The 15,761-nt window shown below is 63.4% G+C and carries 15 protein-coding genes; 3 read left to right on the plus strand and 12 right to left on the minus strand.

The features are described from left to right. Positions 1-153 precede the first annotated feature (153 nt). The 5 genes from BFX80_RS13220 to BFX80_RS13240 all read right to left on the minus strand — a co-directional run bounded on the left by BFX80_RS13220 (position 154) and on the right by BFX80_RS13240 (position 4,671). Positions 154-735: a hypoxanthine-guanine phosphoribosyltransferase gene (locus BFX80_RS13220; RefSeq protein ID WP_077371987.1), complete on the minus strand. Its 582-nt coding sequence runs from the start codon at positions 733-735 to the stop codon at positions 154-156. Beyond that, entirely contained in the window at positions 716-2,107 is a 1,392-nt protein-coding gene (locus BFX80_RS13225; RefSeq protein ID WP_240499577.1) for a mechanosensitive ion channel family protein, read from the minus strand. Before BFX80_RS13225 ends, BFX80_RS13220 begins: the two co-directional genes overlap by 20 nt. A 47-nt stretch (positions 2,108-2,154) precedes the next feature. Next, positions 2,155-3,249, minus strand: coding sequence for a beta-N-acetylhexosaminidase (nagZ, locus tag BFX80_RS13230; protein ID WP_084209151.1), 1,095 nt, complete (start codon positions 3,247-3,249; stop codon positions 2,155-2,157). Positions 3,250-3,451: 202 nt separating this feature from the next. After that, positions 3,452-3,994: a L,D-transpeptidase gene (locus BFX80_RS13235; protein WP_084209152.1), complete on the minus strand. Its 543-nt coding sequence runs from the start codon at positions 3,992-3,994 to the stop codon at positions 3,452-3,454. Continuing rightward, positions 3,994-4,671: a TetR/AcrR family transcriptional regulator gene (locus tag BFX80_RS13240; RefSeq protein WP_077371978.1), complete on the minus strand. Its 678-nt coding sequence runs from the start codon at positions 4,669-4,671 to the stop codon at positions 3,994-3,996. The genes BFX80_RS13235 and BFX80_RS13240 overlap by 1 nt, the downstream gene beginning before the upstream one ends. Positions 4,672-5,235: 564 nt before the next feature. On the opposite strand from BFX80_RS13240, the gene lexA reads away from it, so the two are divergent. Beyond that, on the plus strand, positions 5,236-5,865 hold the full coding sequence (gene lexA / locus BFX80_RS13245) for a transcriptional repressor LexA (protein WP_077371975.1): 630 nt from the start codon (positions 5,236-5,238) through the stop codon (positions 5,863-5,865). 130 nt (positions 5,866-5,995) lie between these two features. On the opposite strand, the gene BFX80_RS13250 is transcribed toward lexA, so the two are convergent. The 3 genes from BFX80_RS13250 to topA all read right to left on the minus strand — a co-directional run bounded on the left by BFX80_RS13250 (position 5,996) and on the right by topA (position 9,608). Beyond that, the gene (locus BFX80_RS13250; protein WP_103751365.1) at positions 5,996-6,235 is read right to left on the minus strand and encodes a hypothetical protein; all 240 of its coding nucleotides are present in this window, start codon (positions 6,233-6,235) and stop codon (positions 5,996-5,998) included. A 251-nt stretch (positions 6,236-6,486) separates the two neighbouring features. Beyond that, entirely contained in the window at positions 6,487-6,966 is a 480-nt protein-coding gene (locus BFX80_RS13255) for a DUF6586 family protein (protein ID WP_077371969.1), read from the minus strand. After that, positions 6,966-9,608: a type I DNA topoisomerase gene (gene topA / locus BFX80_RS13260; RefSeq protein ID WP_084209153.1), complete on the minus strand. Its 2,643-nt coding sequence runs from the start codon at positions 9,606-9,608 to the stop codon at positions 6,966-6,968. Before topA ends, BFX80_RS13255 begins: the two co-directional genes overlap by 1 nt. A gap of 607 nt (positions 9,609-10,215) precedes the next feature. On the opposite strand from topA, the gene pyk reads away from it, so the two are divergent. Together pyk and BFX80_RS13270 are read left to right on the plus strand one after the other, a co-directional pair. Continuing rightward, entirely contained in the window at positions 10,216-11,685 is a 1,470-nt protein-coding gene (pyk, locus tag BFX80_RS13265) for a pyruvate kinase (RefSeq protein WP_077371963.1), read from the plus strand. Between the two features lie 79 nt (positions 11,686-11,764). Then, positions 11,765-12,238 carry a methylglyoxal synthase gene (locus BFX80_RS13270; protein ID WP_077371960.1) on the plus strand — a complete coding sequence of 158 codons (474 nt, stop codon included), beginning with the start codon at positions 11,765-11,767 and terminating at the stop codon, positions 12,236-12,238. Positions 12,239-12,443: 205 nt separating this feature from the next. Here BFX80_RS13270 and BFX80_RS13275 read toward each other — a convergent pair whose 3' ends face one another. The 4 genes from BFX80_RS13275 to gloA form a co-directional block, all read right to left on the minus strand. Further along, positions 12,444-13,196 carry an isochorismatase family protein gene (locus BFX80_RS13275; RefSeq protein WP_205632709.1) on the minus strand — a complete coding sequence of 251 codons (753 nt, stop codon included), beginning with the start codon at positions 13,194-13,196 and terminating at the stop codon, positions 12,444-12,446. Between the two features lie 183 nt (positions 13,197-13,379). Then, complete coding sequence (locus tag BFX80_RS13280; RefSeq protein ID WP_084209155.1) at positions 13,380-14,069, minus strand: prephenate dehydratase domain-containing protein; 690 nt, start codon at positions 14,067-14,069, stop codon at positions 13,380-13,382. A gap of 67 nt (positions 14,070-14,136) precedes the next feature. Next, a complete protein-coding gene (locus tag BFX80_RS13285) occupies positions 14,137-14,889 on the minus strand; it encodes an SDR family oxidoreductase (RefSeq protein WP_084209156.1) in 753 nt (250 codons plus the stop codon). A 259-nt stretch (positions 14,890-15,148) separates the two neighbouring features. After that, positions 15,149-15,700, minus strand: coding sequence for a lactoylglutathione lyase (gene gloA, locus BFX80_RS13290; RefSeq protein WP_077371949.1), 552 nt, complete (start codon positions 15,698-15,700; stop codon positions 15,149-15,151). Between the last annotated feature and the right edge of the window lie 61 nt (positions 15,701-15,761).

Genomic DNA, 15,761 nt, shown 5'->3' on the forward strand with positions numbered 1-15,761 from the left:
CAATCGTCACGCTCTGCGCCAAGAGACGAGAAAAGGCCCCGAAAACGACACCACCCGCCGCGGTGGCCCGGGCGGGTGGTGATCACATGCAGGCGTGGCTGCGATGGTGAGACAGGACGGCAGCGCGACGAAACCGCCTCGTCTTCAGGAACGTTACAGCCCCTTGGGCGCGTAGATGCCCGGCGCGTTGCGCCAGTAGCCCTTGTAATCCATGCCGAAACCGAACAGGAAGCGGTCCTCGACATCCAGACCACAGAAGTCGGCCTTGAAGCCCGGATAGGCCTTGCGATCGTGCTTCTTGTCCACCAGCACACAGCTGGACACGCTGCGCGCACCCGCTTCACGGCAGTACTCGATGATGGCCGCCAAGGTGCCACCCTCATCGAGGATGTCATCGACGATGACCACGTCACGACCGGCCATCGGCAGTTCCGGATTGACGCGCCAGAACAGCTCGCCACCGCGCATGGCACCGCGGTAACGCGTCGCGTGCAGATAATCGACTTCCAGCGGGAACTTGAGTCGGGTCAACAGCTGACCTGCGGTAATCAGGCCGCCATTCATCACGCAGTAGAAGATCGGCATGCGATCACCAAGGCTGCGGGTCAACTCCCCGGCCATGCGATCGAGTGCGACCTCCAGCTCTGCCTGGGGAATCAGGCAGTCGGCGTTGTCCATCACGTCTCGCATTTCGGCATGCAGGGCGCTCAGGGAGTCAGGCGTCGGAGTCAGCATCGGGAGTTTCCTGGGTATCACTGGCCTCATCTCCACGTCGGGCGGACGTGGCAGAGGATGTAGCAGCGGAGGATGAAGCAGAACGGCGGGACCCGCTCTGCGCAGCGTGTGACGGCGAGGCTTCAGCGGCCTTGCCGTCCTGTTCGTCTTGCGGTCGGCGCGAGGACGACTCGCGATCAGCATTCGTGTCGCCTTGAGGAGCAGCGCCCTCGAGGGACAGCACGTCAGCGAAGTGCAGGCGCTGCCCCGGCAGGGCCACGCGTGCATCGTGCTCACGGATGATGTCATGGATGCGCAGCAGCACATCCTGCTTGATGGCGTGATACTTCACCCAGTCGGTGGTGCGCGTGAAGACGTACACGAAGAAGTCCAGAGAGTGTTCACCGTAGCTGTTGAAGTTCACGATCTGGGTCCGCGTCTGGTCGATCTCGTCATGCCCTTCCACCATCTCGCGGACCGCGGTGATGATGTCACCGACCCGGGTGGCATCTTCGTAACGCAAGCCGATGGTCTCGAAGATGCGCCGGTTGTACATCCGTGACGGATTCTCCACCGCGATGCTGGTGAAGATGGCGTTGGGGATGTAGAGCGGACGCATGTCGAAGGTGCGGATGCGCGTCAGCCGCCAGCCGATGTCCTCGACGGTGCCCTCGATCTCGCGGTCCGGCGAGCGAATCCAGTCACCGACCTTGAATGGGCGGTCGAGATGGATCATCAGGGCACCGAAGAAGTTGGCCAGCAGATCACGCGCGGCGAAGCCCACCGCGATACCGCCGACCCCACCGAAGGCCATCACGCCGGACAGTGACACACCGAGATTCTGCAGGATGGCCAGACCCACCAGCACGATCACGACGGCACGCAGCAGTTTGCTGATCGCCGAGGCCGTGGTGGCATCCATCGCATTGACGTTGGTGCCGGGCGGTGGCGTGGTACGCAGCGACTCGAAGCGCTTGATCATGCGAATCAACGCCCAGGCCAGCGCCAGCAGGGTGATGATCTGGCGCACCGTGCCCAGATAGGCCTCCAGGCTGCCGGGCGCGAACTGATGGGCAAGAATATCCAGCGCGACCAGCGACCCCATGCTGTAGAGCCACAGAGACAGCGGATGGCGCAGCCCGTGCAGCAGCGCGTCATCCCACAGGTTGCGACTCTTCTCGGCATGCACGGCCAGGCGACTGAGCAGAATGCGCTCGCTCAGATGCAGCACGACCACGGCCACCAGCACCAGGGCGAGGTTGATCCCCCAGAGTGGCAGACCGAAGGTCTGCTCCACCCAGTTGCGCAGCGGCTCGACCCAGTGATTGATCATCTCTTCGGCAGGCGCCGCCAGCTTGTCGGCAGCCGCCTCGGTGGCGGATTTCTCAGCCATGTGGAGTCCTTGGGTGACGTCTGGAGGAAAAGCCCCTCAAGGCTGGCTCATTCAGCCAAGCCCGATGGCATGGCCACCTGCTCGAGCGGCTGACTGGCCGCCAGCGCCTCGAGACGTGCATGGGTACGCCGCCAGCGAGACAGCCCCGCAAGGCCCTCGAGCGTGGGGCGGGCGCGCCCGTAGCGCAGACGCGCCTGACGCTTGCCGGCATTGCGCTGCTCATCCCCATCGAGGCTGTCGAGCACGGCACGTGCGGCGGCGGGATCATTGCACACCAGCGCCATGTCGCAGCCGGCATCCAGTGCCAGACGAGCGCGCACTTCCGGCTCGCCCTCGGCCACGGCAGCCGCCATGCCCAGGTCATCGGAGAAGATGGCGCCCTTGAAACCGAACTCCTCACGCAGCAGCCCCAGCCAGCTTGGCGAGAAGCCGGCGGGGCGCGCATCGAAATCGGGGTAGATGACATGAGCCGGCATCACGCCACCCAGGCGATCCGCCAGCGCCGCGAAGGGCTTGAGATCATGCTCGCGCAGCTCGCGGAAGGGGCGGGGGTCGATCACGCGCTCGCGGTGGGTATCCGCCGCGATGCCACCATGACCGGGATAATGCTTGCCGACCGCTGCCATGCCAGCTTCGCGCAGGCCCTCGATGAAGGCGGTACCGACGGCAATCACGTCCTCGGGAGTCGTCCCGAAACTGCGGTCGCCGATGATGGTGGAACCCGCGACATCGATATCCAATACCGGCGCGAAGGTGATGTCGCAGCCAATGGCGGCCATCTCCATGCCCAGCAACCAGCCGGCGTCACGGGCAAACCCGAGCCCTGACGACTGGGCATCATCACCGCAGCCGTCACAGTCACGTCCCAGGCAGCAATGTGCCAGGGCGCGCATCGGCGGCAGGCGGGTCACGCCTTCGCGCAGCCGTTGCACCCGTCCGCCTTCCTGATCGATGGCGATCAACAGATGTGGATTGACGCGGCGGATCTCACCGCACAGCGCCAGCACCTGCTCGGGAGAAACACAGTTGCGCGCAAACAGGATGACGCCGCCGACGGCGGGGCGTGCCAGTAGTTCACGTTCGTCAGACGTGAGGGTATGCCCCTCGACGTCGAGCATTACGGAGCCCAATGGCTGTGTCATGACATCCTTCCTGTCCATGGCCTGCTGGCCGTGTCATGCGCTGCAAGGCATGGCACGCACGGCAGGGTTTCATGTCGTTACGGGGCTCGGCAGCCTGGAAGACAAGCCTCAGGACAGGCGGCCGGCGCGAGGAAAGGCGCAATTCTAGCCGACTGAGCGCGACTCGAACAGTCGCGAGCACCAGCCGCCAGGCAACGCAGCGTCAGGCATGCAACAGCACTGGCGTTCCGGCGGGCGCATGCTGGTAAAGGCACAGCAGATCCTCATCGCGCAGACGAATGCACCCATGGGAGGCCGGGGTGCCCATCGGCTCGCTGGTCGGCGTGCCATGGAAGTAGATGTAGCGCCGCAGGCTGTCGACGCGCTGTCCCGCCGCGTTGCGGCCACGGTTGATGCCGGGCTCACGACCGCTGAGCCACAGGATACGCGTCAGGATCCAGTCGCGTTCGGGGTGCTCGGCGGCCAGTCGAGGCGTGAACACCTCTCCCGTGAAGCGCCGCCCACGATAGACGGCACCACGCGGATTGCCCTCCCCGATCGCGGCGCGAACCACATGCCAGCCGGTCGGCGTGCAACCGCTGCCATCGAGCTCGCCGATACCGTTGAGGCCGCTGGAGATCGCACAGGCATGCACCAGCGTGTCAGGGTCAGCCGCGGGGGGCGGCGCATCACGACTGCCACTCGGCGCGTCATTGCGTATCTCAAGACGCTGGCGGGTGAGATCCACCGCCACCCAGCAAGCCATCAGCTGGCCGCCTGGGTGACCGCTTCACCATCTCCGAGCGAGGCCGGCAGCGGAGCCGCCATCGCCGCCACCACCACCGGACGCATGTGCTGGATCAGCTCGCGCACACTGGTGTGATGGCCGTATTCGGCCTCTTCGATATCGCGCAGTGCGTCCAGTCCCGAGAAGGTGAAGATCACGCTGCCGAGCATGAAGTGCAGACGCCAGAAGCGCTCGTTGTCTGGCAGGTCCGGCGTCGCAAGCTTCAGGAGCTCGGCGAAGCGGCTGAAGACCGTGCCGTAATGCTCGCGGATGTAGCGACGCATGTGGCCCTGCCCCTGGGTATAGGCAAGCCCGAGCAGGCGCATGAAGGTACGCAGGCTGTTGCGCTCGGCCGGCACCTCCAGCACCGTGCGCGCCATCACTTCCAGCAGCGTTTCCAGCGGCACCTGACGACCGGCATGCTGCTGCTCGACACTGTCGAGTGCCGCATGGAAACGCTCGCTGAAGGGGTCGAGATAGCGGGCGAACACTGCCTGGATCAATGACTTCTTTGAGCCGAAGTGATAATTGACCGCCGCCAGGTTGACCTTGGCCTTGCTGGTGATATTGCGCAGCGAGGTTTCGGCGAAGCCTCGCTCGGCGAACAGGACCTCGGCGGTATCGAGGATACGGGTAACGGTATCGGTCTGGGCCATGGGCGGATGCCTTGTCAGGTGATCAGTCACGAGGGGGCACGGGAGTCCTTGTCCCCCCGGACAACGGCAAGGCCGTGGCCCGGGGGGCGACTCTTCTCATGCAGGTCAATCAAACGACATGTCGGTCTTCACGCACCGCGTGTCAGGCAGCGACTCCGAGGCGGAGGCTGCCACGAGCCGTGTCCCGAGCACAGGACAGAAGCACAGGACACACAGGGCCTGTGTACCGGTAGCCGGATGCGCCCGACGAACATTCGTTTGAAACAAGATAATTCTAGCTGTCCATGCCATGACTGGCAATTGCTGGTTGTTTCAAACACTCGACAGCCAAGACCGGCAGGACGCGCATTCACGCGCGACATTCGGGGACGGGATGGTCATGGGGCGTCCCGGACACCCGCTGTCTCGCGTCAGCATGTCGATGTCGACGAAGATGCCGGCAACGTTGCTGCCAAAGCACCCACGATGCCTTGCATGACCGCCATGACTGGATACAATGACAGTTGTATGGATGCACACCCCGTGCCGTCAGCTCAGATGCCGCCCAGGCCAAAGGCAATGCCCATGACTCAGCCGCTTACTCCGCGCCAGCAGGATGTCTTCGATTTCATCATCAAGACCATCAAGTCCTCAGGCTATCCGCCAACGCGTGCCGAAATCGCCCAGGCACTGGGCTTTCGCTCACCGAATGCCGCGGAAGAGCATCTGCGTGCCCTGAAGCGCAAGGGAGCCATCGAGATGGTGCCGGGCACCTCGCGGGGCATCCGCGTGCCGTCTCTGGCCGAGGCGGAAGAGGATAGCGAGCAGGGCCTGCCGGTCATCGGGGAAGTGGCCGCTGGCAGCCCTATCCTGGCCAGCCAGCATATCGATCGCCATTGCCCACTGCCCAGTGACTACTTCTCGCCTGCCGCCGACTATCTGCTGCGCGTGCGCGGGGTCTCGATGAAGGATGTCGGCATTCTGGAAGGTGACCTGCTGGCCGTGCACCGCACGAGCAGCGTGCGTGACGGACAGATCGTGGTAGCGCGTCTGGGGGATGAAGTGACGGTGAAGCGCTTCCGTCGCGATGGCCATTACGTATGGCTGGAAGCCGAGAACGAGGACTTCGCTCCCATCAAGGTGGATCTGCGCACGGACAGCCTGGAAATCGAGGGCCTCGGCGTGGGCGTGATCCGCGATGGCGGCCTGCACTGATCTCATGGCTCGCAGGCAGTCTGTCCTCACAGCGCTGACGCGCAGATGACGACTGTCGCCATCAGGGCATCCACGAAAAAACCCGCCGATTGGCGGGTTTTTTCGTGGCTGGCAGACATGCGGGAAGTGCTCAGTGCACCATGCCTTCCGACTGCTCGTCCTCATCATCCTCGCCATCCCACAGGCGGGTGCGGGTGATGGCGTGGTCGATCATCTCACGCGCGACCTCGAAGCGATTGTCACGCAGCAGATCGGCAGCTTCATCGGAGATGCGGATACTGAGAAGTGGCTCACCTTCACTCTCGGCGGCACGCAGGATCACTTCCCCATCTTCCATTTGCACGATTTCAAGTACGGCGGGATCGGACACGTCATTCCTCCTGCACGGCATCCTGAGGATACCGGCGTCGTTGTGATCGTCAGCTTGACGGCGGGCAGGCCCTGCGACTTGCAGTCACTGGCGACAATGCAGAAAAAAGTACGACCACAGCCAGAGCCATGGTCGTACCGGAGAATGCAGGGCTTGCCACAATGCCGCCAGTCTAGCACCCGTCATGCCAGGGCGTCACCTGAATGACAGGTGCGTGACATGCCAGCGCTTTCGGGTCAGGCAGCGCGACGCTACCACTCCACATTCGACTCGCGAAGGTGTGACAGCAACGCCTTCATGGCGCTGACTGCCGTGGCGAGACGCTCTGCCAGAGGCGCATTGGCCGCCGCGGCGATGATGAGACCATCGCCACGCGCCTGGCCTTCCTCACGCCGGGCAGCACCGCCCTCTTCATGCAGACGCGTGATATCGGCCACTAGCTGGCTCAACCAACTGTCCGGCTGCGCCTGCAGGCTTCGCAACTGCTCGATTTCCGCCACGGGAGTCGGCGGTGTGGCCAGCCGCTCGCGCCAGCTGCCCTCAGGCCAGCGTGCCGACGCGGCGCACTCCTCGATCAACGAGGCCAATGCCAGCTCCATCAACGCCAGCGCCCCTTCCTCACCGGCCATGCGCCGTGCGACGGCATGCTCATCACGCGTCGCGACGGCCGCCTGCTCCAGCAGCAACTCGGCCTGATACAGCAGTTGATTGGTGCGGCCACGCTGGCTCATCAGCTCTTGGCTCCCATGCGCTTGTCCTCGACGACCCAACGGCCGTTGTCGAAGGTCGCCTTCCACCCCGTCGCCTTGCCATCTTCGTCCGTCATCACGAACTGCTCCTTGGCCTTGCGCGAGAAACGAATCTGCGTCGGGCGGCCATCGGGGTCTTTCTCCGGCGCCTTGAGGATGAAGTGATACTTCTCCGGCAGCTCGTCGGCATGCGCCTTGAGCTCGCTGACCAGCGGCGGACGCGTCTCGCGATTCTTGGGGAACTGACTGGCGGCAAGGAACAGGCCACTGGCGCCATCACGCAGCACGTAGTGATCCTCGACCTTCACGCAGGCAAGTTCCGGCATGGGGATCGGGTCCATCTTCGGCGGCGCGACCTCCCCGGACTTGAGCAGCTTGCGGGTGTTCTTGCAATCCTCGTTGGTGCAGCCGAAGTACTTGCCGAAACGCCCGGTCTTGAGCTGCATGTCGGCACCGCACTTGTCGCACTCGATCACCGGCCCATCGTAGCCCTTGATGCGGAACTGACCCTGCTCGACTTCATGTCCCACGCAATCCGGGCTGTTGCCGCAGACGTGCAGCTTGCGCTGCTCGTCGATCAGATAGCTGTCCATGGCCGTGGCGCAGATCGGACAACGGCGCTTGGCACGCAGTGCATCGGTCTCGGCATTCTCATCCGCGTCAGCGGCGACCGCCTCATCCCCCGGCAACAGGTCGATGGTGGTCTTGCAGCGCTCCTTGGGCGGAAGGTTGTAACCGGAGCACCCCAGGAAGACGCCGGTGGAGGCGGTACGGATCTGCATCTCGCGACCACAGGTCGGGCAGGCGATATCGGTCGGCACCGGCTGATTCGGGCGCATGCCCTCTTCTGACTGGGCGTGATCCAGCTCGGCCTTGAACTCGGCGTAGAAGGCATCCAGCAGTTCACGCCAGTTGCGCTGACCGTTGGCCACCTCATCGAGGTAGTCTTCCATGCGCGCGGTGAAGCCGAAGTCCATCAGGTCCTTGAAGGATTCACTGAGACGATCAGTGACGATGTCACCCAGCTTCTCGGCGTAGAAACGCCGATTTTCCAGCGCCACGTAACCACGATCCTGAATGGTCGAGATGATCGCCGCATAGGTCGAAGGACGGCCGATGCCGCGCTTCTCCAGCTCCTTGACCAGACTGGCTTCGGTGTAACGCGCCGTCGGCTTGGTGAAGTGCTGCTGCGGGTCCAGCTCGACCAGCTCCAGCACCTCGCCGATGGCCAGGTCCGGCAGTGACTGGTCCTCTTCCTTCTTGCCCGCCGGCTTCATCACGCGGGTATAACCGTCAAACTTGAGCACCCGGCCCTTGGCGCGCAGCTCGTAGCCATCGACCTCGATGGTCAGGGTCGAGGACAGATACTCCGCCGGCACCATCTGGCAGGCGACGAACTGACGCCAGATCAGCTCATACAGACGCTCCGCGTCACGCTCCATGCCGGTGAGGTCCGTCGCGCGACGCGCCACCTCGGAGGGACGGATCGCTTCGTGAGCTTCCTGAGCGCCTTCCTTGCTGGAGTAGACGTTGGCGGCCTGCGGCAGATAGTTGTCGCCGAATTCCTCAGCGATGAAGTCCCGCGCGGTGGCCACCGCGTCCGCCGACAGATTGGTCGAGTCGGTACGCATGTAAGTGATGTAACCGGCCTCGTAGAGGCGCTGCGCCATCATCATGGTCTTCTTGACCGAGAAGCCGAGACGACTGCTGGCCGCCTGCTGCAGGGTCGAGGTGATGAAGGGGGCATTCGGCTTGGAGCGGGTCGGCTTGTCTTCGCGATTGGAAATCGCGAGCCGAGCGGTACGCAGCGCCGCGATGCGATCCAGCGTTTCCTTCTCGCTGGTCGGACGGAAGGCCTTGCCATCCTGACGCGCCAGCTCGAAACGGATCGCCTCGCCGCTGGTCGCGGCAAGCTCTGCGTGCACATCCCAGAATTCTTCCGGAATGAAGGCACGGATCTCACGCTCACGCTCGACGATCAAGCGCACGGCAACCGACTGCACTCGACCGGCCGACAGCCCACGAGCCACCTTGGCCCACAGCAGCGGCGAGACCATGAAACCGACGACACGATCCAGATAGCGACGCGCCTGCTGAGCATGCACGCGGTCCATCTTCAGATCGCCCGGCTCATCGAAGGCCGCCGTGATCGCCTTCTTGGTGATCTCGTTGAATACCACGCGCTTGTAGCGGGTATCGTCGCCACCGATGGTCTCGCGCAGGTGCCAGGCAATCGCCTCACCTTCGCGGTCCAGATCCGTCGCGAGATAGATGGTGTCGGCCTTCTCGGCCAGGCGCGTCAGCTCGGAGACGACCTTTTCCTTGCCGGGCAGGATCTCGTAATGCGCCTCCCAGCCGTTCTCCGGGTCTACCCCCATGCGACGGATGAGCTGCGTCTTGGCCTTCTTTTCCTTGTGAGCCGCCTTGGCTTCCGGCGACATCTTGCGCGTCTCGGCTGCCTGACGGGCACGCTCCTTGGGATCGGTGGCCTGCTTGCCGCTACCGCTGGTCGGCAGATCGCGGATATGCCCGACACTCGACTTCACCACGAAGTCGTTGCCGAGATACTTGTTGATGGTCTTGGCCTTGGCAGGCGACTCGACGATCACCAGTGACTTGCCCATGGTTGCTCGCATCTCCTGGCCGGCGCTGACTGCACCGGCGAATGACTCGTAGCGCTGGGTTTTATCCCAGCCTAAAAATGCGCCTACCCTACCCCAGCATTTCAGCGCTGACCAGCAATGTTGCCAGCACCACGCCATGTGGGTGGTGGCAGCGGACATCACACACCACCCCGAATCTCGAGAATCGACGCCCGAGGCATGACGCGGTCATCGACCGGCACCCGGACCTGCCAGACCCGCCAGGTGCATGTGTCGCCATGACGACAGGCAAACCATGACTATATATAAGTGGCCTTTTCACGATTCGTCACATCAGTGTGGCATTACTGACACAGGCAGTGGCAGGCCTGCGGGTCAACGTAGATGCCATCCTCACAGCCTGGGCCTCTCGGATCACGCCATGTCTGACTGGCCACCAGCCTGACGCCAGCGCTTGTGAAGACGCAAGTCATGTCGCTACCATCGCCGCCATGGCAGCCGAATCACTCGCGCGCTACCACACCAATCAACCACGACACTCGACAGGCTCCCTTTACGTCGTCAATGTAGTAAAATGACAACACAAACCGCCTGACCCCTCACGCAAGTGTTCAAGGAGTATGTTCTCATGCCGCACGCGTTCAACGGCCCGATCCGCCGCACCAAGATTGTCGCCACACTCGGTCCGGCCAGTGACAAGCCGGGCGTCCTCGACGCGATGATCCGTGCCGGAGTGGATGTGGTTCGCCTCAACTTCTCTCACGGCAGCCCCGAAGACCACCGCATGCGTGCCGAGGCCGTCCGTGCCGCCGCCGCCGCCCAGGGCCGCAGCGTCGCCGTGCTGGGTGATCTGCAGGGTCCGAAGATCCGCATCGCCCGCTTCAAGGACACCGCTGTCCAGCTTCAGGAAGGCCAACCGTTCATCCTGGACATCGGCCTGGGCCGCGATGAAGGTACCGTCGAGCGTGTCGGCTGTGACTATCAGCAACTGGCCGATGACGTGGTCGCCGGCGACGTTCTGCTGCTTGATGACGGTCGCGTGGTGCTTGAGGTCAACGAACTCAAGGGCAACGAGATCCACACCACCGTCAAGGTGGGTGGCAAGCTGTCCAACAACAAGGGCATCAACAAGCAAGGCGGTGGCCTGTCCGCCGAGGCGCTGACCGAGAAGGACAAGGCAGACCTCAAGACCGCCATCGACATCGGCGTGGACTATCTGGCCGTCTCCTTCCCGCGCAGTGGCGCCGACATGCAGCTGGCACGTGAGCTGCTGGGCGAGGAAGGTCGTGACATCGGCCTGATCGCCAAGGTCGAGCGCGCCGAAGCCGTCGCCGACGACGCCGTGCTCGACGGCATCATCCTCGCCAGTGAAGGCGTGATGGTGGCGCGTGGCGATCTGGGCGTGGAGATAGGCGACGCACAGCTGATCGGCGTGCAGAAGCGCATGATCCGCCGTGCCCGCAGCCTCAACCGCGTGGTCATCACCGCGACCCAGATGATGGAGTCGATGATCAGCGCCCCGCTGCCGACCCGCGCCGAAGTCTTCGACGTCGCCAATGCCGTGCTCGACGGCACCGACGCCGTGATGCTGTCGGCCGAGACCGCGGCAGGCGATTTCCCGGTCGAGACCATCGAGACCATGGATCGTGTCTGCCTGGGTGCCGAGCGTGAACGTGCCGCCCAGGAATCCCAGCACCGCATCCACGAAGGCTTCAGCAAGACAGATGAGACCATCGCACTGTCTGCCATGTACGCGGCCAACCACCTGACGGGTGTCGTGGCCATCGTCTGCATGACCGAATCCGGCTATACCCCGCTGATCGCCTCGCGCATCCGCTCGGGTCTGCCGATCGTCGGTCTCGCCCAGGACCAGAAGACCCAGCGCCGCATGGCTCTCTATCGTGGCGTGGTGTCACTGCCCTTCGATTCCAGCGAGCTGCCGGCGCAGGAGATCAACCGTCGCGCCATCGCCGAGCTGGAAGCGCGCGGCATCGCCAACCGTGGTGATCTGGTGATTCTGACCCGGGGCGATCAGATGAATGCCCACGGTGGCACCAACACCATGAAGATCGTCACTGTCGGTGGCACCATCGACTGAGCGACCGGCATCGACGGATCGACACCGGCAGCGTTATCACTGGCGGGGCTGACACCCCGCCTTCAGGAGATCAAGCGGCATGAGCGAGCAACGACCCAAGCGCCAGGCACGACGCACCCTGGCAGAACGCAAGCGGATTGCGCTGGTGGCTCACGATGGCAAGAAGGATGAGATGCTGGCCTGGGCCATGCGCTGGCGCGATGAGCTGTCACGCCACCAGCTGCTGGGCACCGGCACCACGGCCCGACGCATCAGCAAGGAGCTCGGACTTGAGGTCGAAGGCCTGATGAGTGGGCCGCTGGGCGGTGATCAGCAGATCGGTGCGCGCATCGCCGAAGGCAATCTCGACCTGCTCATCTTCCTGTGGGACCCGTTCGCTCCGATGCCGCACGACCCTGACGTCAAGGCGCTGCTGCGCCTGGCGACACTGTGGAACGTGCCGGTGGCCAACAATGTCGCGAGTGCCGACTTCATGTTCCACTCATCACTGATGTCGGAGTCGGTCGAGATCGCGGTCCCCGATGCCAATGACTGGGTCAGCACCCGCGCCTGACACTGGCACATTGCCGATACACGTAAACGCCCGCCCCTCATTTGAGTGGGCGGGCGTTTACGTATGGGCTCGTGTCAGCGTGATCCACATGGTCATTGGCTTCATGCAGAACAGCGAATATCCGCAAAAATGTCGTAATCAAACTACATTTCGGACCTGTGCCTGACTGACAGCCTCAAGCGCATTCCTCCAGGCGTCTGATGCCTCACGCCTGAATCCTGAGCTGGCTGGCGATGATCGCCCCGCGTGAGGCCATGCAATAGAGCCCGATGTGATGGGCGTCTCGCTGCGGGTGGATGGCGGGCGCAGGCAATCCAAGGGCAGCCACGCTTTCCGCACTCAGATCATAGGTGGCGCAGGCAGGCTCCAGCACCACGATGTCGCTCACCTCGCCCAGCAGACCATGATTGCGTGCAGAGAGAAGCGTCAGCACCAGGTCCATCACGCAGATGTCCGTGCAGATTCCCGCCACTACCAGCGTCTTCAGTCGCTGCCGGCCAACCCACTCCTGCAGCGCATTGACACCGCTTGCCGGGTCGATCGCGCCAATATATCCATTGATGCAATCCTTGCGCACCAGAGTGGCATGCGGATCGCTCTCCAGCCACGCAAGCTCGGCCACCAGCTCATCCTCACCACTACCCTGCTCACAGTGAGCGGGATAGGGCGGCTCCGGGACGCCGGGTGAGTGGGAGTCAATGAAGGCCAGCAGCGGGCGGGCGTGCGCCGAGAAACAGCGCGCCACGTCGTCACTGAGCGCCACCATGCGGGTTACCTGGGCATTGTCGGCCTGCGGGGCCAGAGCGCCTCCTTGCACCTGACAGAAGCCGTTGATCTCATCGACCAGAATCAGTCCGGCACTCGGCAGCGAACATTCGTAAGGGGCAGGCCGTACCGGCAGGCGCGCATCCAGCGCAAGGGGGGAGTCGAGAGGCGCGGGGGATGCAGGAAACGACAACGGCGAGCTGTCGGGGCTGCTGGCCGAGGTAGCATCGGCCTTTGACGCTCTCGTGTCAGTCTCTGAGGAAGCAATGGAGTGAGGCATCGTGTCGTACCCGAGGCAAGGAAAGCCTTCAGAGTATCAGCAGGTCACCGGACATGGCAGCGACGCACGGGCGATGGCTGCCATGTCGAAGGATACTCAGCCCGGATCAGACTCGCCTGCCACACAATCTGGCGAAGTTGAGGGCGCGTCGTCCAGATATCCCTGGCCACGCACGCTGCTGGTATCGCGCTTCAACACCGCAAACTGAGCGACACGCCCGGGGTCGTCCTCGATCCGCTCGGCAAGGCACACCAGACCCGGCCTGCGTGCGAGAGACGGTGGCGCGATCGCCAGGGTATCGTGGCGCCCCTCGGCCATATCCAGCGCATCCGCCATGTGCAGGCATTCGATGCGTGCGACACCGGGGAGATTGTGCTCAAGCCACTCGCTGCACTCCTCGAACAGAGCCTCGCGCGCCACGATGCGCTGGACCTTCGAGGGACAGAGGTCCGGTGGCCCCAGCAGGCTGAGGCTGATGGCACGGAAAAGCCGACGCTCCACCCGAATGCCCGGCCAGCAGGCCAACGCCTCGTGGGTAGCCGTCACCGGTCGCTGATGGCCTCTTGACCAGGGGACGACGGCAGCCTCCACCTCTCCTCTCACCAGAGCGTTGACCACCTCGTCGATGCCCGCATAGGCACTCAAGGTGGCATTCGAGGCATACATCTTGGCGGCGCATTCGCGTGAGTACCCCCCGAGCCGTCCCGGGTAGCCGACCCGCAGCACATGAGCCGATGCGCGCGTTGTCGATGCATTTTCCTGAGCTTCGCTTACCGTCACCTTCATCCCTGCCCCTCATGACAACGACTGATGAACATCCGACTTGCCATCAGCATAGCCGTAAATGGCGCACTCAGGCGAAACCACCATTGGCGCCGATGACCTGCCCGGTGACCCAGGCGGATTCCTCACCGGCCAACCAGGCCACGACGGCCGCGATATCCGCGGCATCCGCGATACGCCCCAGCGCTGCCATGCCCTTGAGGCGCTCGATGGTCTCCTCGCTCTTGCCATGCCGGAACAGCCCAGTATCCGTCGGGCCCGGCGCCACGGCATTGACGTTAATCCCGCGTGCGCCGACCTCCTTGGCCAGCACGCGAGTGAGCTGGTCCACCGCGGCCTTGGACGCCGCATAGGGACCATAGGTGGCGAACATCTGGCGCGTCACGGAGGTGGAGATATTGATCACGCGGCCCCCATCACGCAGCTTGCGCGAGGCTTCGCGCATCATGTTGAAGCTGCCGGTGAGGTTGACCTGCATCAGACTGGAAAAGTCCTCATCCGTGAACTCGGCCAGCGGCTTGTAGAGGCTCATCCCGGCATTGTTGACCAGAATATCCACTCCGCCATAGTGCTCAGTGGCCACCGTGAACAGCTGACTGGCCATCTTGCTGTCGCCGACATCGCCCTGGACGGCAAGCGCCTGCCCGCCAGCTGCCACTATCTCGGCCACCACCTGATTCGCCCCATCGACATCACTGCGGTAATTGACCACCACCCGGGCGCCGTCCGCCGCCAGACGCTGAGCGATGCCTGCGCCGATGCCGCGCGAGGCTCCGGTCACCACCGCCACCTTGCCGCTCAACTGCTGTGCATTCTCCGACATGGCTGTCTCCCCTTTCGTCATGGGCCATCGATTTCAAGGTCCCTCAATCTCAAGGTCCCTCAATCTCAAGGTCCCTCAATCTCAAGATCCCTCAATCTCAAGGTCCCTCAATCTCGAACCTTGAGCGTCTCAGTCAGACCTCATCATTGCAGCAACCGGATGCCACTGACACCCCTGCAACGCGGGGTTTCGTATCAACGAAAGAACCGCCACCCCGGGCATGCCGGTGGTGGCGGTTCTGTTACATCGGAGGCCTGCCTCAGGCTTGGCCGTTGGCCTGACGCTCGAAGGTATCGGCACGCAGGATCTCGATCCAGTAGCCGTCGGGATCCTTCACGAAGGCCAGACCCTTCATCTTGCCATCATCGGGGCGCTTGACGAACTCGACACCCAGCGATTCGAAACGCTCGCTGGCGGCGTAGACGTCTGGCACGCTGACCCCGATGTGGCCGAAGCCCTGAGGCTGGGCGTTGCCATCATGATAGGCGAAGTCCGGGTCGTCCTCGGTCCCCCAGTTGTGCGTCAGCTCCAGCATCGCCTCACGCCCGAAGGTGTAAGTGGTGCGCTTGAGATCATCACTCGGCACGTCGCTGGCCTGGTCGTCGTCCAGATAGGCGAGGAAATAGAGGCTGAACTGCATTTCCGGGAAGTCGAGCTTGCGCACCAGGCGCATGCCGAGCACACGGGTATAGAAGTCCAGGCTACGTGTCGGATCCTTGATGCGCAGCATGGTCTGGTTGAAGACATAGCCTCGGGTAGCCGGATCAATCTGCTCACTCAGGCCGGGAACCTGCTCGAAATGTGTTGCCATGATGGTCCTTCCACAGGAAAGGACGGCAGGACATCCACGATGCCCGGCCGTCCCTGGTGAT

This window comes from Cobetia marina (assembly GCF_001720485.1).
In the GTDB taxonomy this organism is placed as follows: domain Bacteria; phylum Pseudomonadota; class Gammaproteobacteria; order Pseudomonadales; family Halomonadaceae; genus Cobetia; species Cobetia marina.

Bases quoted from the DNA above. Each gene is read 5' to 3' on its own strand.
- BFX80_RS13220 (WP_077371987.1), bottom strand. From the start codon at position 735: ATGCTGACTCCGACGCCTGACTCCCTGAGCGCCCTGCATGCCGAAATG.
- BFX80_RS13225 (WP_240499577.1), bottom strand. From the start codon at position 2,107: ATGGCTGAGAAATCCGCCACCGAGGCGGCTGCCGACAAGCTGGCGGCG.
- nagZ (WP_084209151.1), bottom strand. From the start codon at position 3,249: ATGACACAGCCATTGGGCTCCGTAATGCTCGACGTCGAGGGGCATACC.
- BFX80_RS13235 (WP_084209152.1), bottom strand. From the start codon at position 3,994: ATGGCTTGCTGGGTGGCGGTGGATCTCACCCGCCAGCGTCTTGAGATA.
- BFX80_RS13240 (WP_077371978.1), bottom strand. From the start codon at position 4,671: ATGGCCCAGACCGATACCGTTACCCGTATCCTCGATACCGCCGAGGTC.
- lexA (WP_077371975.1), top strand. From the start codon at position 5,236: ATGACTCAGCCGCTTACTCCGCGCCAGCAGGATGTCTTCGATTTCATC.
- BFX80_RS13255 (WP_077371969.1), bottom strand. From the start codon at position 6,966: ATGAGCCAGCGTGGCCGCACCAATCAACTGCTGTATCAGGCCGAGTTG.
- topA (WP_084209153.1), bottom strand. From the start codon at position 9,608: ATGGGCAAGTCACTGGTGATCGTCGAGTCGCCTGCCAAGGCCAAGACC.
- pyk (WP_077371963.1), top strand. From the start codon at position 10,216: ATGCCGCACGCGTTCAACGGCCCGATCCGCCGCACCAAGATTGTCGCC.
- BFX80_RS13270 (WP_077371960.1), top strand. From the start codon at position 11,765: ATGAGCGAGCAACGACCCAAGCGCCAGGCACGACGCACCCTGGCAGAA.
- BFX80_RS13280 (WP_084209155.1), bottom strand. From the start codon at position 14,069: ATGAAGGTGACGGTAAGCGAAGCTCAGGAAAATGCATCGACAACGCGC.
- BFX80_RS13285 (WP_084209156.1), bottom strand. From the start codon at position 14,889: ATGTCGGAGAATGCACAGCAGTTGAGCGGCAAGGTGGCGGTGGTGACC.
- gloA (WP_077371949.1), bottom strand. From the start codon at position 15,700: ATGGCAACACATTTCGAGCAGGTTCCCGGCCTGAGTGAGCAGATTGAT.